The 22,060-nt window shown below is 68.2% G+C and carries 19 protein-coding genes; 8 read left to right on the forward strand and 11 right to left on the reverse strand.

The window, feature by feature from the left end; all coding sequences use genetic code 11:
• Positions 1 to 67: 67 nt before the first annotated feature.
• Entirely contained in the window at positions 68 to 958 is an 891-nt protein-coding gene (sucD, locus tag ABD255_RS04600; protein WP_344210077.1) for a succinate--CoA ligase subunit alpha, read from the reverse strand.
• Between the two features lie 12 nt (positions 959 to 970).
• The gene (gene sucC, locus ABD255_RS04605; RefSeq protein ID WP_344210080.1) at positions 971 to 2,161 is read right to left on the reverse strand and encodes an ADP-forming succinate--CoA ligase subunit beta; all 1,191 of its coding nucleotides are present in this window, start codon (positions 2,159 to 2,161) and stop codon (positions 971 to 973) included.
• A 182-nt stretch (positions 2,162 to 2,343) separates the two neighbouring features.
• On the opposite strand from sucC, the gene ABD255_RS04610 reads away from it, so the two are divergent.
• Positions 2,344 to 3,981 carry a glycoside hydrolase family 13 protein gene (locus tag ABD255_RS04610; protein WP_344210082.1) on the forward strand — a complete coding sequence of 546 codons (1,638 nt, stop codon included), beginning with the start codon at positions 2,344 to 2,346 and terminating at the stop codon, positions 3,979 to 3,981.
• 170 nt (positions 3,982 to 4,151) lie between these two features.
• Here ABD255_RS04610 and ABD255_RS04615 read toward each other — a convergent pair whose 3' ends face one another.
• From ABD255_RS04615 to icmB, 4 genes are all read right to left on the reverse strand, one after another.
• Positions 4,152 to 5,030: a carbohydrate ABC transporter permease gene (locus tag ABD255_RS04615; RefSeq protein ID WP_425554382.1), complete on the reverse strand. Its 879-nt coding sequence runs from the start codon at positions 5,028 to 5,030 to the stop codon at positions 4,152 to 4,154.
• Positions 5,027 to 6,091, reverse strand: coding sequence for a carbohydrate ABC transporter permease (locus ABD255_RS04620; protein WP_425554379.1), 1,065 nt, complete (start codon positions 6,089 to 6,091; stop codon positions 5,027 to 5,029). The genes ABD255_RS04615 and ABD255_RS04620 overlap by 4 nt, the downstream gene beginning before the upstream one ends.
• Positions 6,092 to 6,185: 94 nt before the next feature.
• Positions 6,186 to 7,460 (reverse strand): ABC transporter substrate-binding protein, encoded by a 1,275-nt coding sequence (locus tag ABD255_RS04625; RefSeq protein ID WP_344210084.1) that lies wholly within the window; start codon positions 7,458 to 7,460, stop codon positions 6,186 to 6,188.
• Between the two features lie 413 nt (positions 7,461 to 7,873).
• Positions 7,874 to 8,290 carry a coenzyme B12-dependent isobutyryl CoA mutase small subunit gene (icmB, locus tag ABD255_RS04630; RefSeq protein WP_344210086.1) on the reverse strand — a complete coding sequence of 139 codons (417 nt, stop codon included), beginning with the start codon at positions 8,288 to 8,290 and terminating at the stop codon, positions 7,874 to 7,876.
• 195 nt (positions 8,291 to 8,485) lie between these two features.
• Here icmB and ABD255_RS04635 point away from each other — a divergent pair, with 195 nt between their 5' ends.
• The 3 genes from ABD255_RS04635 to ABD255_RS04645 all read left to right on the forward strand — a co-directional run bounded on the left by ABD255_RS04635 (position 8,486) and on the right by ABD255_RS04645 (position 11,933).
• Complete coding sequence (locus tag ABD255_RS04635; protein WP_344210088.1) at positions 8,486 to 9,400, forward strand: esterase/lipase family protein; 915 nt, start codon at positions 8,486 to 8,488, stop codon at positions 9,398 to 9,400.
• Between the two features lie 359 nt (positions 9,401 to 9,759).
• Complete coding sequence (locus tag ABD255_RS04640; RefSeq protein WP_344210090.1) at positions 9,760 to 10,518, forward strand: M23 family metallopeptidase; 759 nt, start codon at positions 9,760 to 9,762, stop codon at positions 10,516 to 10,518.
• Positions 10,519 to 10,619: 101 nt separating this feature from the next.
• Positions 10,620 to 11,933, forward strand: coding sequence for a lanthionine synthetase LanC family protein (locus ABD255_RS04645; protein WP_344210091.1), 1,314 nt, complete (start codon positions 10,620 to 10,622; stop codon positions 11,931 to 11,933).
• Here the strand turns inward: ABD255_RS04645 and ABD255_RS04650 are convergent.
• Entirely contained in the window at positions 11,930 to 12,490 is a 561-nt protein-coding gene (locus ABD255_RS04650) for a hypothetical protein (protein WP_344210093.1), read from the reverse strand. The genes ABD255_RS04645 and ABD255_RS04650 overlap by 4 nt on opposite strands.
• A gap of 96 nt (positions 12,491 to 12,586) precedes the next feature.
• On the reverse strand, positions 12,587 to 14,914 hold the full coding sequence (pcrA, locus tag ABD255_RS04655; protein WP_344210095.1) for a DNA helicase PcrA: 2,328 nt from the start codon (positions 14,912 to 14,914) through the stop codon (positions 12,587 to 12,589).
• Between the two features lie 628 nt (positions 14,915 to 15,542).
• On the opposite strand from pcrA, the gene ABD255_RS04660 reads away from it, so the two are divergent.
• Genes ABD255_RS04660 through ABD255_RS04675 form a run of 4 tightly spaced genes read left to right on the forward strand, consistent with a single transcriptional unit; the run spans position 15,543 to position 18,306 of the window.
• Positions 15,543 to 16,163: a ClpP family protease gene (locus ABD255_RS04660; protein ID WP_344210097.1), complete on the forward strand. Its 621-nt coding sequence runs from the start codon at positions 15,543 to 15,545 to the stop codon at positions 16,161 to 16,163.
• A complete protein-coding gene (locus tag ABD255_RS04665; protein WP_344210098.1) occupies positions 16,160 to 16,789 on the forward strand; it encodes a ClpP family protease in 630 nt (209 codons plus the stop codon). Before ABD255_RS04660 ends, ABD255_RS04665 begins: the two co-directional genes overlap by 4 nt.
• 53 nt (positions 16,790 to 16,842) lie before the next feature.
• Positions 16,843 to 17,571, forward strand: coding sequence for a PIG-L deacetylase family protein (locus tag ABD255_RS04670; RefSeq protein WP_344210102.1), 729 nt, complete (start codon positions 16,843 to 16,845; stop codon positions 17,569 to 17,571).
• A 54-nt stretch (positions 17,572 to 17,625) separates the two neighbouring features.
• A complete protein-coding gene (locus ABD255_RS04675) occupies positions 17,626 to 18,306 on the forward strand; it encodes an alpha/beta fold hydrolase (RefSeq protein WP_344210104.1) in 681 nt (226 codons plus the stop codon).
• A gap of 94 nt (positions 18,307 to 18,400) precedes the next feature.
• Here ABD255_RS04675 and ABD255_RS04680 read toward each other — a convergent pair whose 3' ends face one another.
• From ABD255_RS04680 to ABD255_RS04690, 3 genes are all read right to left on the reverse strand, one after another.
• Complete coding sequence (locus ABD255_RS04680) at positions 18,401 to 19,723, reverse strand: C1 family peptidase (RefSeq protein ID WP_344210106.1); 1,323 nt, start codon at positions 19,721 to 19,723, stop codon at positions 18,401 to 18,403.
• 253 nt (positions 19,724 to 19,976) lie between these two features.
• Positions 19,977 to 20,621, reverse strand: a complete 645-nt coding sequence (locus ABD255_RS04685; RefSeq protein ID WP_344210108.1) for a response regulator — start codon at positions 20,619 to 20,621, stop codon at positions 19,977 to 19,979.
• Positions 20,618 to 22,015: a PspC domain-containing protein gene (locus tag ABD255_RS04690; RefSeq protein WP_344210110.1), complete on the reverse strand. Its 1,398-nt coding sequence runs from the start codon at positions 22,013 to 22,015 to the stop codon at positions 20,618 to 20,620. Before ABD255_RS04690 ends, ABD255_RS04685 begins: the two co-directional genes overlap by 4 nt.
• Positions 22,016 to 22,060 lie beyond the last annotated feature (45 nt).

Genomic DNA, 22,060 nt, shown 5'->3' on the forward strand with positions numbered 1-22,060 from the left:
CCGGGACTCGCAAACGGATACGGCCCCCTGGGAAGTCCCAGGGGGCCGTATCCGTCGGTGCGAAGTACTACTTGTTCAGTTCCTGCATGATCTCGCGCATCAGGTTGGCGGTCTCGGTCGGCGTCTTGCCGACCTTGACGCCGACGGCCTCGAGGGCCTCCTGCTTGGCGGCCGCGGTGCCCGACGAGCCGGAGACGATGGCGCCGGCGTGGCCCATCGTCTTGCCCTCGGGAGCGGTGAAGCCGGCCACGTAGCCGACGACCGGCTTGGTGACGTTCTCCTTGATGAACGCCGCCGCCCGCTCCTCGGCGTCGCCGCCGATCTCGCCGATCATCACGATCGCGTCGGTGTCCGGGTCGTCCTGGAACGCCTGCAGCGCGTCGATGTGCGTCGTCCCGATGATCGGGTCGCCGCCGATGCCGATCGCGGTGGAGAAGCCGAAGTCCCGCAGTTCGTACATCATCTGGTAGGTCAGCGTGCCCGACTTCGACACCAGGCCGATCCGGCCGGGGCCGGCGATGTCGGCCGGGATGATGCCGGCGTTCGACTCACCCGGGGTGATGACGCCGGGGCAGTTCGGGCCGATGATCCGGGTGGTGCCGGACGCCTGCGCGGCGGCGAAGAACGCGGCGGTGTCGTGCACCGGCACGCCCTCGGTGATCACCACGACCAGCGGCACGGCGGCCTCGATCGCCTCGAGTACGGCGTCCTTGGTGAACTTCGGCGGGACGAAGATGACCGACACGTTCGCGCCGGTCTCCTTGACCGCGTCGGCGACGGTGCCGAAGACCGGCACGGCCCTGCCCTCGAAGTCCACACTCTGGCCGGCCTTGCGCGGGTTCACGCCGCCGACGATGTTGGTGCCGGAGGCAAGCATCCGGGTGGTGTGCTTGGTGCCTTCCGAGCCGGTCATGCCCTGGACGATGACCTTGCTGTCCTTGGTCAGGAAGATAGACATTTCAGCGATCCCTTACTTCGCAGCCAGCTCGGCGGCCCGCTTGGCGGCGCCGTCCATGGTGTCGACCCGCTCGAGTCCGGGCAGGTTCGCCTCGTCGAGGATCCGGCGCCCCTCCTCGGCGTTGTTGCCGTCCAGCCGGACGACCAGCGGCTTGTCGACGTGCTCGTCCCGGCTCGCCAGCAACTCGAAGGCCTGGACGATGCCGTTGGCGACCGCGTCACAGGCGGTGATGCCGCCGAAGACGTTGACGAAGACGCTCTCTACCTGCTGGTCGGAGATGATGATCTCCAGGCCGTTCGCCATCACCTCGGCGGACGCGCCGCCGCCGATGTCGAGGAAGTTCGCCGGCTTGACGCCTCCATTGTTGCCGTCTGAATAGGCCTCGCCGGCGTAGGCGACCACGTCGAGGGTCGACATGACCAGGCCGGCGCCGTTGCCGATGATGCCGACGGAACCGTCGAGCTTCACGTAGTTCAGGCCCTTGGCCTTCGCGGCGGCCTCCAGCGGGTCCTCGGCCGAGGAGTCGGCGAAGGCGGCGTGGTCGGGGTGCCGGAAGTCGGCGTTCTCGTCCAGCGAGACCTTGCCGTCCAGCGCCTCGACGTTGCCGTCCTTGAGCTTGACCAGCGGGTTCACCTCGACCAGCGTCGCGTCCTCGGCCAGGAAGACCTCGTACAGCTTGACGATCTCCGGCGCGACCGCGTCGAGGATGTCGGCCGGGTAGCCCGCCGCCTCGGCGATCTCGCGGGCCTTGGCCTCGTCGACACCGGTGGCCGGGTCGATCGAGATCTTGGCGACCGCGTCGGGGTTCGTGTGCGCGACCTCCTCGATCTCCATCCCGCCGGCGGCGGAGGCGATGCACAGGTAGTTGCGGTTGGCGCGGTCGATCAGGAAGGAGAAGTAGTACTCCTCCGCGATCGCCGCGGCCGGCACGATGTTCAGGGTCTTGACGATGTGGCCCTTGATGTCCAGACCGAGGATCTCGCGGGCCCTTTCCTCCGCCTCGTCGGGCGAGGAGGCCAGCTTGACGCCGCCGGCCTTGCCGCGGCCGCCGGTCAGCACCTGGGCCTTCACCACGACCGTGCCGCCGCCGAGCTTCTCGGCCGCCGCGCGGGCTTCCTCGGGCGTGTGGACGACTTCACCCACCGTCGTCCGTACACCGTGCTTGGCGAAGACAGTCTTCGCCTGGTACTCCATCAAGTCCACGACTGTGGTCCCTCTCTCGCCTTTTCGAGTTAGGCCGCGGCAGGCTGCGGTGCGGAGAGGCACGGTCGCCGGCGCGTTCCGTCGGCCTGAGACTAGCCACCCTGGCGCGCGCCGCAACAGTCGGGGTACACGCTGAGACGACTGTCACAGCGGGCTTGCTCTCTCGTGAAAGGCTGGATGGCATGACTGAAGGATCAACCAGACCAGCTGACGACTGGTGGCGTAGCGCCGTCGTGTACCAGGTGTACCCGCGCTCCTTCGCGGACGCGGACGGTGACGGCACCGGTGACGTGAACGGCATCCGGGCCCGGCTGCCGTACCTGGCCGACCTCGGCATCGACGCGATCTGGATCAGCCCGTGGTATCCGTCGCCGCTGCTCGACGGCGGGTACGACGTGTCCGACTACCGCGACATCAACCCCGACTTCGGCACCCTGGCCGACGCGGACGCGCTGATCGCCGAGGCGCACGCGCTGGGGATCCGGATCCTGATCGACCTGGTGCCGAACCACTGCTCCTGGGAGCACCCGTGGTTCAGGGCCGCCCTGGAGGCCGGCAAGGGCTCTCCCGAGCGGGACCTGTTCTGGTTCCGCGACGGCAAGGAGGGCCTGCCGCCGACGAACTGGCCGGCCGCCTTCGGTGGTGGCGCCTGGCAGCAGATCGACGACGGGCAGTGGTACCTGCACCTGTTCGACATCTCCCAGCCGGACTGGAACTGGGACCACCCGAAGGTGATCGAGGAGTTCGACTCGATCCTGCGGTTCTGGTTCGACCGCGGGATCGACGGCTTCCGGATCGACGTGGCCGACTCGATGGCCAAGGACGCCGCGCTGCCGGACGTGCCGCTGGAGAACGGCGAGCCGACCCGGGACAAGTACGTCGGCAACCCGTTCTACGACCAGCCCGGCGTGCACACGATCCACCAGCGCTGGCGCGCCATCGCCGACGAGTACGCCGACACGCCCCAGGGACCGCGGGTGTTCGTCGCCGAGGCCTGGCTGTCCCCCGCGGAGCGGCTGGCGCAGTACGTCCGGCCGAACGAACTGCACTCCGCGTTCAACTTCGACGTACTGCGCTGTGCGTGGGACGCGAAGGAACTCCGCAACGTCATCGACCACACCACCGAGAACCTGTGGGCCGTCGGGGCGCCCGCGACCTGGGTGCTGAGCAACCACGACACCATCCGGCACCGCACTCGCTACGGGCGCGACCAGACCGAGGCCCAGGCAGCGGCCGGAGCGGTCCCGGTCGACCTGGCGCTGGGACTGCGCCGGGCCCGGGCGGCGGCACTGCTCGAGCTGGCACTGCCGGGTGGCGCGTACATCTACCAGGGTGACGAGCTGGGCCTGCCGGAGGTCGAGGACCTGCCGGAAGAGGTGCTGGACGATCCGACCTGGGAGCGCTCGGGGCACACCGTGCGTGGCCGTGACGGCTGCCGGGTGCCGGTTCCGTGGAGCGGCAGCGAGCCGCCGTACGGGTTCGGCAGTGGTGACGGGCAGCCGTGGTTGCCGCAGCCGGCGGACTGGGCTCCGCTGACGGCCGAGGCCCAGCAGGGTGATCCGGAGAGCCACCTGGAGCTCTACAAGGCGGCTCTGCGGATCCGCCATGCGGAAGAGGCGCTCGGCGAGGGCCGGTTGACCTGGGACACCGAGGCGCCGGAGGGGGTCCTGTCGTTCACGCGTGACCCGGGTTTCCGGTGCCTGGTGAACCTGAGCGACGAGCCGATCGACGTACCGGCTCAGAGCGAAGTACTACTGACCAGTGAGCCGCTGCAGGACGGCCAACTGCCAGTGGACGCCACGGCCTGGCTGAAGGTCTGACCGACAGAAGGGGCTGGGATCGGCAACCGATCCCAGCCCCTTCTGCTTGTTCGCCTACCGACGATCGCGATCCCTGCGGTCCCGTTCCTCCCGGTCCCGCCGGTCCTGCTCCTCACGGTCCCGGCGGTCGCGATCCTCCTGCTCGCGCCGGCGCCGCTCGTCGTCGTAGCTCACTTCACACCACCCGCGGTCAGGCCGGCCACGATCCGGCGCTGGAAGATCAGCACCGCGATCACCAGCGGGATGGTGACCACCACGCCGGCCGCCATCTGGCTGCCGAACGGTTGGTCGCGTCCCGACGTACCGGTGAACTGCGAGATCACCACGTTCGCCGTCTGGATCTCCTTCCGGTTCACCATGCTCAGCGCGATCAGGAACTCGTTCCAGGCCGCGATGAAGGTGATGATGGCGGTGGTGAACACACCAGGTGCCGCCAGCGGCAGGATCACCTTGCGGAACGCCTGCGCCGGGGTGCAGCCGTCCACCATCGCCGCCTGTTCCAGTTCTCGCGGCATCTGCCGGAAGAACGTGGTCAGCGTCCACACCGCCAGTGGCAGCGCGAACGACAGGCTGGGCACGATCATCGCCTGGTAGGTGTTGATCCAGCCGATGTCGACGAACAGCTTCTTCAGCGGGATCACCAGCGAGATCCCCGGGAACATCGAGGTGGTGATGATGATCGCCAGCACGAAGTTCTTGAACTTGAAGTCCAGCCGGGCCAGCGTGTAGGCCGCGACCAGGCCGATGATCAGGGTCAGGATCGTCACCGTACCGGCCACCAGCAGGCTGTTCAGCAGACCGCGGCCGAAGCCGGTGCCCGACTTGAACACGTCCCTGACGTTGTCCAGCGACCAGGTGGTCGGGATGATCGAGTTGTCGAACTGATCACTCGGCCGGCGCAGCGCCGACACCACCATCCAGTAGAACGGCGCCAGACAGTAGAGGACGATCAGCGCCACGCCGAGCAGCGGTAGGTACCGGCGCATCGGACTGGCCTCGGCCGCCTTGACGTCAACCTTCGCAGGAGCCTTCTCCGCAACAGCCATCAGACCCCACTCCCCGGACCGCTCATCCCGGATGCCGAACCCAGCGCCACCCCGGGCGGCGCGCTCTCGACGTCCTTGTTCTTCTTCTTTTTCTTGTTGTTCTTCTTCTGCACCGCGTCACCGAGCACGTCGGCACCGAGCAACTTGACGAACACGAACGCGACCACCGCGACGTAGATGAACAGCAACGTCGCGTACGCCGCGGCCGGCCCGTATCTGGTCTGGTTGGCCTCCAGGAACGCCAGGATCGACAAGGTCTCCACCGACGACTTGTTCGGGCCGACCAGCACGAACGGCAGGTCGAAGATCCGCAGCGTGTCGAGGATGCGGAACAGTACGGCGACCAGCAGCGCCGGCTTGACCAGCGGCAGGGTGATCCGGACGAACGTCTGCCAGGGACTGGCACCGTCCACCTTCGCCGCCTCGTACACCTCGTCCGGGATCGTCTGCAGGCCCGCCAGCACCAGCAGGCCGATGAACGGCGCCGTCTTCCAGGTGTCCGCGATGATCACCGACATCACCGACTGCCAGCCCTCGGTGGACCACAGGATCTGCTGCCCCAGCAGGGCGTTGGCCGCACCGTCGGCCTGGAAGATCCACTTCCACAGCAACGCCGACACCACGGTCGGGATCGCCCACGGCACCAGGATGCTGGCCCGGACGATGCCGCGGCCCTTGAACGCCTTGTGCATCACCAGGGCCATCGCGACACCCAGTACGGTCTCCAGTGCGACGCAGGTGACGGTGAAGAACGTGGTGTTGTAGAAGGCGTTCCAGAATCGGTCGGCGGTCTCTCCGCTGAAGATCGCCGAGTAGTTGTCCAGCCCGACGAACTCCGAGCCCTGGATGACGAAGCCGGACTCGTCGATGCGCTGGCCGCTGGTGTAGAGCGACTCGCGCAGCGCCGAGAGGATCGGATAGACGACGACCAGGATCAAGACGATCAGGGTCGGCGACAGCAGCGTCGCCGCGAGTCGGCCGGTGCCCTCGTTGAACGAGGTCGTGCGCCGCGCCTTGGTGGTCTCCTTGCTCGGTCGCTGGGCGACCGGAGCGGATGCACTCACCGTTGCCTCCTTCTCTCCGCCCGGCGGGGCCGGGCAGGGACAGGCCGGGGCCGGTACGCGACGAACACGTCGCGCACCGGCCCCGCCGTTTCGATCATTGGGTGATGAGTGAGCTCAGCTTGGTCTGGAGACCGGCGAGCGCATCCTTGGGCGGTGTCGTGCCGGTCAGGGCGCCGTACGCGGCTTCCTGGATGGCGGTGGTGACATCGCCGTACTTGACCACCTTCGGCCGCGACTTCGCGGACTCGATCGAGGCCTTCAGCGGCGCCAGGTACGGGAACGACTTGTTCAGTGCGGCATCGTCGTACAGCGACGCCCAGGTCGGTGCCTGCGACGTCTTCTCGATGTTCGCCTTCTGCCGCTCCTCGCTGGCCATGAAGTTGATGAAGTCGGCCGCGGTCGCCTTGTTCTTGGCGAACTCCGAGATCGCGTAGTTGTGACCGCCCAGCGTCGAGACGCCGGCCTTGTCCTTGCCCGGCAGCGGAGCCACGCCGAACTTGTTCGCGATCTTCGACGAGCCGTCGGTCTTGTTCGCCAGCGCGTACACGTACGGCCAGTTGCGGTGGAAGATCAGGTTGCCTTCCTGGAACGCCCGGCGACCCGGCTCCTCGGTGTAGGTGATGCCGGCCTTCGGGATCATCCCGGACTTGAAGCCGTCCACCAGGAACTGCAGACCCGCCAGCGCCTCGGGCGTGTCGACGTTCGGCTTCCCGTCGTCACCGACGACGACGCCACCGGCGCCGTTGACGGCCTCGGAGAAGTTCACCGTCAGGCCCTCGTACTTCTCGAACTGGCCCGCGTAGCAGGAAGCGGCCTTCGCCTCCGGCAGCGCCTTGACCTTGGTGCAGGCCTCCTGCATCTCGGTCCACGTCGTCGGCGCCTTGACACCCGCCTTGTCGAGCAGATCCTTGCGGTAGTAGAGCAACCCGCCGTCGGACGTCACCGGTACCGCGTACAACTTGTCGCGGTACTTCGCGGTGTCGACCGTTGACGGCAGCAACTTGCCGAGATCGGGGAACTTGTCCTCCGGCAACTCGGTGACCCACCGGTTCGCCGCGAACTCCGCGGTCCACACCACGTCCAGGTTGAGCACGCTGAAGGCGTCCGACTTGGCCTGCGCGTTCTGGATCATCTGGTTGCGCTGCTGGTCGGCGGACTCCGGCAGTTCCGAAACCGTGACCTTCTCCTCCGGGTGCTGCGAGTTCCAGGCTGCCACCTGGCTCGTCAGGTTGCCGGAGGTGTCCTTGCCGGTGGCAAACGTGATCGGGCCACGACCCTCCAGAGCCGATCCGCCCCCGGTCGAGCCACCACCGCTGTCCCCGTCGTCACCGCCACACGCGGAGGCGAGCAGCGCAAGGCTGCCGGCCACGGCCAGAGCGACCGCTTTGCGTGTGTGTGATCGTTCAAACCTCATCGTGTACCTGCCCTCTCCCGATGGGACGTCCTTGGTCCTGCGTCGGCCGTTCGCAGACCCCCACCTGTGCTGCGAGCCGCCTTATCCGGACAGTAACCGAGATCGGGGGCGATGTGTCCTGAGCCACACATGTTGCCGATCCCAGCGTCATGAACAGACAAACGCATGGCTGTATGCGACCGCGATTCCACACCGTGCACAACCAGGTGTTTCTTAACGATTCGGTATTACCGATTAGTAACATCGGTTCCGCGGGCAGGAATGCCCGGATCGGCTGCACAAAGTCGCCGACGCGCTCCGGAACGGATCCGGGGGGTCGAATGGGTGGCGCAACCGCCGTCCGGCGGCTCAGGCGTCCCGGGGAAGGCTCAGGCGGTGGCGGAGGCGTCGCCGACGTTGGCGCGGACCCACTCGACGATCTCGACCGTGGTCGCGCCGGGGGTGAAGATCTTGTGCACGCCGAGCTCGGCCAGCGGCTGCAGGTCGGCCTCGGGGATGATCCCGCCGCCGAAGACCACGATGTCGTCCGCGTCCCGCTCGGTCAGCAGTTCGCGGACCTTCTTGAACAGCGTCATGTGCGCGCCGGACAGCACCGACAGGCCGATCGCGTCGGCGTCCTCGGCGATCGCCGTCTCGACGATCTGCTCCGGCGTCTGGTGCAGCCCGGTGTAGATGACCTCCATGCCCGCGTCCCGCAGCGCCCGGGCGACCACTTTGGCTCCCCGGTCGTGGCCGTCCAGTCCCGGCTTGGCGACGACGACCCGCAGTGGGCTGGTGGCTGGCATGTGGTGGGCCTCTCGGTACGCGGACGCGGCAGTGCGCCCCGGATGGTGCAGGAGCATTCGCAGGCTATCCGAGCCCCACCCTCACGGATAAGACACGGAGGTGTGTGTTCCCGGCCACGCGAACGGGGAACCGGTTACCGTGGAAAGAGATCGGACCAATGTCGCGGGGGGTCTGATTCCAGCGAGGAGACGCCGATGAGCTCCGAAGCCGTCGAGCCACCAGAAGAGCCCGTCGCCGCCCTCGCGGACGAGGCGGCCCGCAGCAGTCTCCGGGAGGCGCTGGACGGCCTCCGGTACGGCGCCCAGGCCGCGTTGTCACCCCGGGTCCTGCAGGGTGCGGCCGTCGAGCTCGGCTGGATCACCACCCATCTGGCGATGTATCCACTCGGCCTGGTCAGCGCAGCCGGCAGCCGGGCCGACCGGCTCAACCTCAGCGGTCTCACCCCGGCCCAGCGCAGCCTGCTCGTCGGCGACGTCCGCGCCGCCGGTACGCCGATCCTGCTCGCGCACGGGATCATCGACAACCACACGATCTTCGCGCTGATGCGCCGCCAGTTGCGCCGGCGGGGGTTCACCCGGATCCACACGTTCTCGTACTCACCCCTCACGCTCGACGTCCGCAGTACGGCGGAGCGGATGGGCGAGGAGATCGAGGCGCTCTGCGAGGAGTCCGGGTCCGAGCAGATCCACGTGGTCGGGCACAGTCTGGGCGGCCTGATCGCGCGGTACTACGTCCAGCGGCTCGGCGGCGACCAGCGCGTGCACACCTGCGTCACGCTCGGCACTCCGCACCAGGGCACCGTCGCCGCCCGGCTGCTGCCCTGGCCGCTGGTCAAGCAGGTCCGGCCGGACAGCGACCTGATGGCCGAACTCGAGGAGCCGGCGCCCGGCTGCCGGACCCGGTTCGTCGCGTTCTACAGCGACGTGGACCAACTCATCGTGCCGCAGCGGCGGGCCCGGATCCGGCACCCCGACCTGACCGCTCGCAACGTCCGGGTGAACGGCGTCGGCCACCTGTCGCTGCCCTTCCACGGCGAGGTCGTGCACCAGATCACCGGGGCGCTCTCGCACCTCGACGAACACGACGACGAGAAGGGCACAGTTGCGTGACAGTTGTTCCTGACATAGCAGGCAACTGAGCGGCCGCGCCGATGCACGTGCAGCGGCTCATGCAAAAGTTTCGTGAAGGAGAGGCCCAAAAACGGGTGGCGGGGTTTGTCGGCTCGTTGCGGTTCCGTTATGGTGCATGAGCCCCCGGGGGGAATAAAACTCCCGAGGGCGGGACAAGGCCTCCCTAGCCCGTCCCAGCCCCTCCCCTGTGACCGAAAGGCCACGTTGTGTCCCAGCACCGTGCCGCGGCCAGCCGCGTCACGCCAGGCAACGCTGCGCGCAAGACCGGCGCAGGACGTCACAGTGCCAAGCATCGTGTTGCCAGGCGTAATACCCCCAGCAGTACGCAGGTAGTCGGATTGACCGCGGCCCTCGCGGCCGCGGCAGGAGCAGTCGGCTTCAGCCACAGCTCGCTGGCCTCACCGACGCAGGCGAACTCCGCGGTCAACATCGCCGCGCTCAGCATGGGCAACAGCCAGCTCTCCGAGGTGACCACCGCCCGGATCGAGCGGCGCCAGCTCGCCACCCGTGACTCCTCCCGGGTCGAGCTCACCGGCGCGGACCTGACCAAGAAGCAGGCCTCGGCCGACCGGACCGCGAAGCTCCGGGCCGCGAAGCTCGAAGCCACCCGGAACCTGACCGCCAAGCGCGCCACCGCGCTGGCCAACGCGAAGGCCGCCGTCGAGGCGGCCGAGGAGAAGGCCCGTACCTCCGCCAGCCGTTGCGAGATGATCATCTCCGGCTACCACATCACCGCCACCTTCGGTCAGGGCGGCGGCCGCTGGGCCCGCAACCACACCGGCACCGACTTCGCCGCCCCGATCGGTACGCCGATCCGCTCGGTGAAGAAGGGCGAGGTCGTCGGCGCCGAGTTCGCCGGCGCCTACGGCCGCCAGGTCCGCGTCCGGCACGAGGACGGCACCGAGACCTGGTACAACCACATGTCGAAGTTCTCCGTGTCGGTCGGCGAGACCGTGTACGCCGGTGACCAGGTCGGTGCGGTCGGCATGACCGGCAACACCACCGGCCCGCACCTGCACTTCGAGGTCCGGCCGGGCGGCGGCGAGCCGATCAACCCGCTGTCGTGGCTGCGCAACGACTGCGGCCTCAACCCCTGATCCTGCCGCTCCCGACTAAGGCTTGGCACCCGCGTGCACGCGATCGAGGTCGAGTTCAGCGGGATTCAGTTCCGCAACGCCGCCTTGCCGGTGGGTGGCTGATGTACCGCGAGGTGGCTGATGCCGCCTGGCGCTGGGTGCTCGACCAGGTGCGCTGGGACGATGGCCCGTGGATCCCGGAGTCCGTGGGCGGTCCGGAGCGGCCAGAGATTCCGGCAGACCGCGACGGGGTGCACAGCGGGATCGGTGGGCTGGCGCATGTGCTGGCGGAGATCAAGCTTCACCGACCGTGGACTGACGAGGAGCAGGTGCTCGCCGACGGAATCGCCGAGCGGCTGCGGGCGGTGATCTCCAAGAGCACCGATTGCACGTACTTCGACGGGCTGGTCAGCAACATCGACGTACTGGTGGCACTGGATTCGCCCGGTGTGGCTGAGGCGGTGCAGCGGCTCCAAGAGTTGGCAGAGCCCGACGGATGGCCGCAGTCGTTCGCCATGCCGCCGAGGTACCTGCCGGGCGCGCGGCTGAACGACATGACTCTGGGCACCGCCGGAGTACTTCTGGGCGCCTTGTGGGCGCGCAGGCACGGCGTGGACACGGCCACTGAGCTCGCCGAACAGGCGGCGGCCTTGTTGCTGGCCGAGGCGGTTCCCGCGCCGCCTGGTGTCACCTGGCCCTTCGTTCCGCAGCGGTTCCTCACCGATCAGCGGTCGGAGATGCCCAACCTCACGCACGGCCTGGCGGGGATCGCGGCCACCCTGGCTGTTGCCGGGGTCGAGCTCGACCGGCCGGACCTCGTCTCGGCGGCCCGGAGCGGCGCGGACTACCTGGTGACCCTCAACGTCAGTGACGACCAGGGCTTCGCCGTTCCCCGGATGGTGCCGATCAAAGAAGACTCCGACCAGGATCCGGTCACCTACAACTGGTGCCACGGCCCCGCCGGTACTTCGTTGCTCTTCGCCGCGTTGGATCATGCCGGAGTCGAGAGCGTGGCCGGCGACGCGCCAATGACCTGGCGACAGCGCTGCCTGCACAGCGTGAAGTCGTCCGGCCTGCCAGAGCGGCTCTACCCCGGCTTCTGGGACAACGACGGCCGCTGCTGCGGTACTACGGGCGTCGCCGACGTGCTGCTGGACTCCTGGCAGGCCACTGGCGACCAGACGGACCTGAAGTTCGCTCTGCATCTGGCGGACGTCCTGGTCGAGCGCGCGGTCCGGGACGGCTCCCACGCGTACTGGCAGTTCATCGAACACCGCAACGAAGACCCGCTACTCCCCCCGGGCGTCGGCTGGATGCAAGGCGCCGCCGGAATAGCCGCTTACCTGTTCCGCACCGCCCGCGTGACAGAGCAAGGCCGCAGTGCCGCCGTCGCGCCCCGCATGGACACCTGGTGGGCCACAGTCCGCACTGACTAACGGCGCCAGACTTCTGCTGTGGTGAGGAAAGCCGAGGAGCCGGGGCGGTCGGCTGAGCCGTCGACCTGAACCAAGCCGGGGACGCCGGCGCCGCCGATGGAGACGGTGGCCGAGCGGACCGGGGCGATCACCAGGCTCAGGCTGTGGTTGCCCTCGGCAAGCTGAAAGTCGTCGGTGGCGAACAGCCGCCGGTCCAGCACGCCACCCATCTCGATCTGGATGTCGGCCGCCTTGGCGCTCAAGCCGTCCGCCAGGTTCATCGACACCTGGACGAGATCCCGCTCGACGGCCGGCTCGTGCCAGGGCAGGCCCTGGACCTCGAGGAACGAGCGGACGAAGTACCGCTCCAGCCAGGAGGCGAGATCGACATCCTCCGAGACGACCCGGACGATGCCGTCGAACCACAGCACCACCGCGGTACCGGCGCCGCAGATCGACCAGTCGACCATCCAGATCGACGCGAACGCGGTGACCTTGCCGTCGGTGTCGAACAGCCGCAGGCCAGGGTTCGCACCCGCCAGGATGATCCGGCGGTTGCTGTCGGGAGCCTTCGGCATGGGCGAGGACCTTCGTCCGGGGAGGGTCGAAACCCCGATTGTCCCAGTCGGCGCCCAGATAGCAACCGAACCAGCTCAGATAGCAACCGATCCGGCTCAGATCTTCTGGACCGGCGCGTACCGCAGCAGCAGCCGCTTGACCCCCTGGGAGCCGAAGTCGATGTCCGCCTGAGCCTGCTGGCCCTCGCCGCGGACCACCACGACCGTGCCCATCCCGAAGCTGTCGTGGACCACCCGATCTCCCGGGTTCAGGCTGATCACCGGCTTGTCGGACGCCGTCTTGCGGGGTGGCTCGTACCGGCTGGTGATCCTGCTGCCAGGCGTGGTGGACGTACCCGTACTCGACCAGCGGGTGATCGCGGACTCGTCGCGGCGCCAGTCGAGCAGCTCGGCCGGGATCTCCTCGAGGAACCTGGACGGCGGGTTGTGCTGCGGTGCCCCGTACGCCGAGCGCACCGCGGCCCGGGAGATCGCCAGGCGTTGCCGCGCGCGGGTGATCCCGACGTACGCGAGCCGGCGCTCCTCCTCGAGTTCCTTCATGTCGGTCAGCGACCGGGAGTGCGGGAAGACCCCGTCCTCCATGCCGGTCAGGAACACCACCGGGAACTCCAGGCCCTTCGCGGTGTGCAGCGTCATCAGCGTGACGACACCACCGTCGTCCGCGGCGTCGGGGATCTGGTCCGCGTCGGCGACCAGGGCGACCCGCTCGAGGAACGCCTGCAGGTCGGACGGTTCCGCCGCCGCCGTGCGCTCCTCGACGAACTCACGGGCCACCGAGATGAACTCGTCCAGGTTCTCCAGCCTGGTCTCGTCCTGCGGATCCGGCGACTTCTGCAGCTCCTCGTAGTACCCGGAGCGGTGCAGCGCGACGTCCAGGATGTCGTCCGGCGGAGCACCCGAGTCGACCATCGCGGTCAGCTCGTCGAGGATGTCGACGAAGGCCTGGACCGCGTTCACGCTGCGGCTCGCCATCGCCGGCGCGTCCTGGGCCCTTCGGAGCGCGGCGGAGAACGGAATCCGGTCGCGTTGCGCGAGCGCCTCGATCGCGGCCTCGGCCCGGTCGCCGATGCCGCGCTTGGGGACGTTGAGGATCCGGCGCAGCGAGACCAGGTCCTCGGGGTTCACCAGCACCCGCAGGTACGCGAGCGCGTCGCGGACCTCCTTGCGCTCGTAGAACCGGACGCCGCCGACCACCTTGTACGGATGGCCGGTGCGGATGAAGACCTCCTCGAACACCCGGGACTGCGCGTTGGTCCGGTAGAACACCGCCACGTCCGACGGCTTCACCCCGTCCGCGTCGGTCAGCCGGTCGATCTCGTCGGCGACGAACTGCGCCTCGTCGTGCTCGTTGTCGGCGACGTACACCGCGATCTGCTCGCCCTGGCCGGAGTCCGACCACAGGTTCTTGGCCTTGCGGCCCTCGTTACGGCTGATCACCGCGTTCGCCGCGGTCAGGATGGTCTGGGTGGAGCGGTAGTTCTGCTCCAGCAGGATCGTCTCGGCGTTGGTGAAGTCCTCCTCGAAGGCGAGGATGTTGCGGATCGTCGCGCCCCGGAAGGCGTAGATCGACTGGTCCGCGTCACCGACCACCATCAGCTCGGCCGGCGGGCTGACCGGCCCGTCGTTCGGCCCCGGCTGGAGGTCCGCGCACAGCTCCCGGATCAGCGTGTACTGCGCGTGGTTGGTGTCCTGGTACTCGTCGACGAGCACGTGGCGGAATCGGCGCCGGTAGTACTCGCGGACCTCGGGGAAGGCCTGCAGCAGGTTGACCGTGGTCATCAGCAGGTCGTCGAAGTCCAGCGCGTTCGCCTGCGCCAGCCGCTCCTGGTAGATCCGGTAGCACTCGGCGTAGGTCTCCTCGAGGGAGTTCGAGGTCTTCGCCGCGGCGGTCTCGTGGTCGATCAACTCGTTCTTCTGGGTGCTGATCCAGTTCAGCACCGCGCGCGGGTTGTACCGCTTGACGTCCAGGTCGAGCTCACGGCAGACCAGCGTCATCAGCCGGCGCGAGTCGGTGTCGTCGTAGATCGAGAACGTCGAGGAGATCCCGAACCGCTTGATGTCGCGGCGCAGGATCCGCACGCAGGACGAGTGGAACGTCGACACCCACATCAGCTTCGCCCGCGGCCCGACCAGTTCGACGACGCGCTCCCGCATCTCCGCCGCGGCCTTGTTGGTGAAGGTGATCGCCAGGATCGAGCCCGGATGCGCGTCCCGCGCCGCCAGCAGATAGGCGATCCGCCGGGTCAGCACCCGGGTCTTGCCCGAGCCGGCACCGGCGACCACCAGCAGCGGTTTCCCCGCGTGCACGACAGCCGCCCGCTGCTGCGGGTTCAGCCCCTCGAGCAGCGCTTCCGGGTCGGCCCGGTGCTTCTTGGGCTCCTCGAGCGGCACCGGCAGTTCGTCTGGAGAAAAGAGCGTCGTCATCGCCCACCAGCCTAGGCGCTCCCGCCGACAGTCGCCGTACGACGGTGACCACCGCCGCCAGGCTGCTTCTCCGGCGCGGCTCACCAACCGGAGCGAGACTTCAGCACCCGCCGAAGCTCATTCGAGCCGCTCGGAAAATCTATGGTGGATGGATTAGACATTGCCCGCTGGGCTGGGTAAGGTTCCTCGTGTTGACAGAGGAGAACAGCGAAGCTGACGTGGACAGCTGACGACCTGTCCAAAGTTGTGAAGTAGTACGACGGCGGATTCCGCCGGGCCGATCAAGGAAGGGGCTCGGGTTTCACGCCGGATCCGATCCTTTTTCTCGCAGTTGTAGTAACGCAGTTCGCAGTCGCAGTTCGCAGTCGCAGTTCGCAGTCGCAGTTCGCAGTGGTAATACGCAGTTCGCAGTTGCTGTACGCAAGTCGCAGTCCGCGAGAAGAAGGGACGGGATTACACCGTCGGATCACCCGCCAGTGCCGGTACTTCGCCGGGCGGGTGCCTGGGCCCCGGTGCTTCGGCACCGGGGCCCTTCACCGTGGACGGCCGGGATCCGTGTCGGCTGTGAGCAGACCTGCTGGCAGCAGAATCGCTTCGGTGCCGGATCCCGGGCGGTCAGGGTGGTGACATGGCAGATGAATCGAAGGCTCCCTTGTTCACCGAGCAGGCGCGGCTGCAGTTGTTGCGGCAGCGGATCGTCGTACTCGACGGGCAGTTGAACGACGACAACGGCACCTTGCTGGCGACGCAGATCCTGACGCTGGCGGCCGAGGACCCGGGCACCGACGTGGCTCTCTGGATCCACTCGCTCGGCGGGTCCGTCCCCTCCATGCTCGCGATCCGCGACGTGATGCGGCTGGTGCCGTGCGACGTCGCCACCGTGGCGCTCGGGCTGGCCTGCAGTGCGGGGCAGTTCCTCTTGTCCGCCGGTACTCCGGGGAAGCGGTTCGCCCTGCCGCACGCCCGCGTGCTGATGCACCAGGGGTCGGCGGGAATCGGTGGATCGGCCGTGGAGATCGAGATCCAGGCCAACGACCTGCGGCACATCCGCGACACCGTGCTCGGCCTGATCGCCGAGGACACCGGGCAGCCGCGCGGGACGGTGTTCGAGGACTCGCTGCACGACCACTGGTACACGGCGGCCGAGGCGCTGGAGTTCGGGTTCATCGACCACGTGGTCGACTCGTTCGACCAGATCATGCCGCTGCGCAAACAGCCGGTCGAGGTCGGAGCGGGGGCCGCGCGATGAGCAGCTACACGATCCCCAACGTCATCACCCAGCACCCGCGCGGCGAGCGGATCATGGACGTCTACTCGCACCTGCTGTCCGAACGCGTCATCTACCTCGGTACGGCGATCGACGCCGGCGTCGCCAACGCGATGATCGCGCAGTTGCTGCACCTGGAGGCGGACAAGCCCGAGATGCCGATCAACCTCTACATCAACTGCGAGGGTGGCGACATGACGGCGATGCTGGCGATCTACGACACCCTGCAGTTCGTCCGGTCGCCGATCGCCACGTTCTGCGTCGGCCAGGCGATCGCGGCCGGCGCCGTACTGCTGGCCGCCGGGGACCCGGGACAGCGGGCGATCCTCCCGCACGCCAGGGTCGTGCTGCACCAGCCGGCGGCGCGCGGTCAGGGCACCATCCCCGACCTGATTCTGCAGGCGGACGAGGTGGTCCGGGTGCGCAGCCAGGTCGAGATGATCCTGTCCGCGCACACCGGCAAGTCGATCGAGAGGTTGCGGCACGACACCGATCGCGATCACGTGCTGACCGCGCAGGACGCCCGCGAGTACGGGATCGTCGACTCGGTGATCGAGCACCGCCTGCCGGCCGGACTGACCTTCGACCGCGCCGCCGTCGGTGCCTGACCCGGGGCCGGGTCCCGCTCCGGCGCCTGCTCCGAGCGGTTAGGGTCGCCTTTGTGAGCGTTCCTGCCGGCAATCCCCGCCCAGACGATGAGATCGAGCGCGTACTGGTGGTGGTCGCGCACCCCGACGACATCGACTTCGGCGGCGCCGGCACGGTCGCGCTGTGGACCAAGGCCGGCCTCGAGGTCAGCTACTGCGTCATCACCGACGGGCAGGCCGGCGGGTTCGAGCCCGACCGCGACCGGGCCGAGATGCCGGCCGTACGCCGGGCCGAACAGACCGCCGCGGCCGAGCACGTCGGAGTACGGGACCTGCATTTCCTCGGCTACGAGGACGGGTCGCTCGAGCCGACGTACGACCTGGTCCGCGACATCGTCCGGGTGATCCGCAAGGTCCGGCCGCAGCGGATCCTCAGCCAGTCGCCGGAGCGGAACTGGAGCCGTCTGCCCGCCTCGCACCCGGACCACCTGGCGGCCGGAGAAGCCACCGTCCGGGCGTACTTCCCGGCCGCGGGCAACCCGTTCGCCCTGCCGGAAGTCGAGGAGGAGGCGTGGACCGCCGGCGAGCTGTGGATGATGGAACACCCCGACGTCAACCACTACGTCGACATCACCGACACCTTCGACCAGAAGATCGCGGCGCTGATGTCCCACACCAGCCAGCACCCCGACCCGGACACCCTCCCCACCAAGATGCGCGGCTGGTTCCGGCAGAACGCCACCACGGCCGGCTTCCCCACCGGCCACTACGCGGAAACCTTCACCGTCATCCGAATGGGCTGACCACGGACAGGTAAAGGATTTGCGGTCTGTGGTCGGGCCGGGGAGGCTCCGGGGATGACGATCTTTCATCAGGTGGTCGGCGACGGGCCGACGGTTCTGCTGGTTCATGCGGGGGTTTGTGATTCGCGGATGTGGGGTCGGCAGGTCGAGGACCTGCGGCGGGACCACCGGGTGATCACGCTGGACCTGCGCGGGTACGGCCAGTCGCCGCTCGAGGCGGGGGCGAAGTACGCGGATGCTCAGGATGTGCTGGACGTGCTCGACGAGGTGGGAGTCGAGAGCACGAAGGTGGTGGGATCGTCGTACGGGGCGTACGTCGTACTGCAGGCGGCGAGCAGGCAGCCGGAGCGGTTCAGCCGGCTGGTGCTGATGTCACCGCCGGCGGACAACGTGCAGCCGACCGACGACTTCCGGGCGTTCGCGGCCGAGGAAGACCGGCTGCTGGAGGCCGGGGACGAGGCCCGTGAGCTCGTGCGGGTGATGCAGAAGCACGCCTTCGAAGTACAGCTGGCTGCCGGTGACGTGGACAACGAAGAGTGGGAGGTCAGCGGCATCCCGGCGCCGATCAAGCTCTTCACCGGCGCTCACGAGCTGAAGTTCTTCGCCGCCTGCGCGGCCTACTTGACCGAGCTCCTCCCGGACGTCGAGCACACCGAGCTCGCCTGGGCTGGCCACCTGCCCTCGCTGGAGCGTCCGGACGAGATGAACGCGGTGATCCGCACGGCTCTGGGCTGAGAACAGCCCGACAGGCGGAGTACCGCTCTGGCGTGAAATGACCGACGGCCGGCGCACCCCAGGAGGTGCGCCGGCCGTCGGGAACGTACAAAGGTCAGTCGGCGAGGGCGCCCATCGGGTCCCAGGCCGGCAGCACGATCGGGGCGTCGTCGAGACGCGCCTGCAGGTCCTCAGGCAGGGCGGACCGGCGGACGGCGATCTCGAAGACGTGCTCGCCGAACCACGAGTCGTTCATGGTCCAGAAGCCGCTGTCGGCCTTCTCGTCGCCCCAGCTGTTCTCCACCCGCCAGCGGCGCGGCTTGCCGTCGACCAGGTCGACCCCGGTGAACAGCATCGCGTGCGTCATCAGCGTCTCGTGGTGCAGCAGCCGCTCGGCCTTGTCCAGCGTGAACTCGGTGTCGTAAACGGCGTCGTAGTCGTACAGCTTCGCGTCCCAGTAGCCGAGGTCGCCCGACATCTGCTTGCCGACGTCGCAGCCGAACCAGACCGGCTCGCCGCCGACGATGGCGTCCTGGGCCAGCTTCTTCATCAGCTCGATCTCGACATTCAGGTAGACCACCGGCGGCGCGTCGATGACGTTGCCCAGGTAGTCGACGGTGAAGGTCTTGCCGGTCGGGCTGGACTCGCGCGGGTCGTGCACCAGACAGACGTAGTCGTCGACCGGCAGCGTCACGTACGCCGCCGCGAACTCGGCCGGGGTGGTCCAGCCGTCGCGGTGGAAGTCCTTCTCGCTGTCCTTCCACTGCCACAGGAACTTCTGCGGCGGGGTGCCGAGGTGGATGCTCAGAACCCGGTGGACGTCGGTGAGGATCTTCTGCTTGTGGGCCCGCTGCGTCTCCGCACCGTCGAGCTTGCGCAGGTCCCGGGCGCCTTGGCGGAGCAGCTTGCGCAGGGTGTCGTTCATCTGGGCGGTCGCCGACGAACTCTCGGTCTCCGGCATCGCGGTCTTCGGCACCAGACCGTGCTTGCGGACCAGCGCGACGAACATGTTCCACTGACCGCCGTCACCGATCGGGTCGGACAGCAGGTGCGCCACGGTCCGGTCGTCGACGTCGCGCTCGGCGGTGTCGATCATCGCCTCGAGGAAGAAGTTGGCCCGCTCGAACTTGTCCCAGAACAGCAGGTAGTTCTGGGAGAACTCGAAGTCCTTGACGTTCAGCTTGTCCGCCGCGCCGACCCGGAGCAGGTTCAGGCCCGCGAACAGCCAGCACCGGCCGCTCTTCTTCTGGTTCGTCACCTTCCAGTCGTCGAGCAGGTTCGACACGGAATGGTCGATCGAGGTGACGACCTGACGGTCCAGCGCGATCTTGGTGACCGGTGTCTCCGTGACGGCGTTCTGCATCACCCGGTACTGCGGGTTCGACGCGAACTCCTTCTCGAAGAGCGCGAGCTGTTCGGCAGTGAGATTCCGCTCCATGAGAGTCGACGGTATAACAGCGGCAAAGCTCCTTGCGCCCCTGTCGGGGTGGCGAATGTGCGCCCTGTCCAAAACTCGCCACGTGCGCCCCTTGCCCCGACCGGGACGCTCACTCGATCAGGCGGCGCTGGTACGCCCGCACCAGCCCGCCATCCGGCCCATCTCCTCCGCCGGCACCGGCCTGCGGCAGCTGACTCTCTCCGCTTTTGCCTCGGTCTTTCCTGCTTTGTCTTTCCTGTACTTCGGGGCGCGGTCAGACCAGGCGGCGGTCGGTGGCCCAGCGGGTGAGTTCGTGGCGGTTGGAGAGTTGCAGCTTGCGCAGGACCGACGAGACGTGGGTCTCCACCGTCTTCACCGAGATGAACAGCTCGCGGGCGACTTCCTTGTACGCGTAACCGCGGGCGATCAACCGGAGTACCTCGCGTTCGCGCTGGGACAGCCGGTCCAGGTCCTCGTCGACCGAGGCGATGTCGATCGCACCCGAGAACGCGTCCAGGACGAAGCCGGCCAGTCGCGGCGAGAAGACCGCGTCGCCATCGGCGACCCGGCCGATCGCGTCGACCAGTTCGGTGCCGCTGATGTTCTTGGTGACGTAGCCGCGCGCGCCGGCCCGGATCACACCGATCACGTCCTCGGCCGCGTCCGACACCGACAGCGCCAGGAACTTGATGTCGGGGTGCCGCTGGTGCACCTGCTTCATCACCTCGGTGCCACCGCCGCCGGGAAGGTGCACGTCGAGCAGGACGACGTCCGGCTCGGTCCCGACGATCGCCTTCACCGCGGTGTCCACGTCGGAGCCCTCGCCGACGATCTCGACCGAGGATCCGATCTCACTCCGCACGCCCGCCCGGAACATGTCGTGGTCGTCCACCACGACCACTCGCCGCTGTCCGTTCATCTGTCCATCTCCAGTCGCACTTCGGTGCCTGTCTCCGGGTTCGACCGCACTGTCGCGCGACCGCCGTGCCGTTCCATCCTGCCCATCACGCTGTGCCGCAGCCCCAGCCGGTCCTCCGGCACCCCGTCGGTGTCGAAGCCCTTGCCGCGGTCCCGGACGAACATCTCGGCCCGGTCCCCGTCGACCTCGACGAACACGTCGATCTTGTCAGCTCCGGAGTGCTTCGCGGCGTTCACCATCGACTCCCGCGCCGCCCGGACCATCGCCGACAGTCCTTCGGTCAGCTCGCAGTCCCCGACCGTCACCACCTCGACCGGTACGCCGTGCGAGTCCTCGACCTCCGCCGCGGCCCGCTTGGCCGCTCCGGCCAGGGTCTGGTCGGCGTTGTCGTCCTCGTCGTACAACCAGGACCGCAGATCCCGTTCCTGCGACCGAGCGAGCCGTACTACGGCCCGCGGGTCGTTCGCCTGCTTCTGGATCAGCGCGAGCGTCTGCAGCACCGAGTCGTGCAGGTGCGCGGCCATGTCGGCCCGCTCCTGGGACCGGATCCGCTCCGAGCGCTCCGAGTTCAGGTCTCTGGTCAGCCGGTGGATCCAGGGCCCGGCGATCACGCCGATGCCGACGACCGCGAGCAGCAGGGCGACCAGGACGTCGCCGACCATCGACAGCCGGTTGTTCTGCACCAGGAATACGGTGACCGCGGTCCCGATCAGGATCAGCCCGACCAGTACCCGGATGACCGACTTCAGCGTGCCCTTGCCGAACAGCGCGCCCAGCGTCGGCGCCTTGGTGGACCAGGCCTGCTTCTGCCCTTCGTCCGCCTGCCGCCAGATCAGCGCGAGGCCCGTGCCGGCGAACACCAGCGGCCAGAACATCTTCCCGGCGATACCGATCCCGGCCACGTTGAGCAGCAGCAGCACGCCGATCCCGACGACCACCAGCGCCGTCAGCTGGCCGCGGTTCTTCTCCCGCTTGCGTTCCTTGTACTCCGTCACGGGTGGCGGCTGGTCCCGCCGGAAGTCGTTGCGAGTCGCCGCCGCCAGCCCCGGCGCCGCCGGAACCGTCGGAACCTCCAGCGGCATCAGGAACCACAACGCCGCGTAGATCAGTACGCCGAACCCGCCGAACACCGTCGCGGCGATGAACACCAGCCGTACGACGGTGTCGGACACGCCCAGGTGGTCCGCGATCCCGCCGGCCACTCCACTCAGTACACGTCCATCGGCGCGGCGGTAGGCACGGCGTACCGGAGGGGGCTCGTTGGGCGGTGGCTGCTGCTGGCCGGCCGGTCCGTACGGCTGCTGCGCGTAGGGCAGCGGGGCGTACGGACCCGCGGCCGGGCCCCCGGGAACCGGAGATCCGCCCGTGGGCGCGGGAGCAGCTGGTTGAGTCATCCCCACGATCGTCACACGCGGACCGGGCCGACACCAGCAGGCTTG

The organism is Kribbella sancticallisti, assembly GCF_039530625.1.
Classification (GTDB): Bacteria; Actinomycetota; Actinomycetes; order Propionibacteriales; family Kribbellaceae; genus Kribbella; species Kribbella sancticallisti.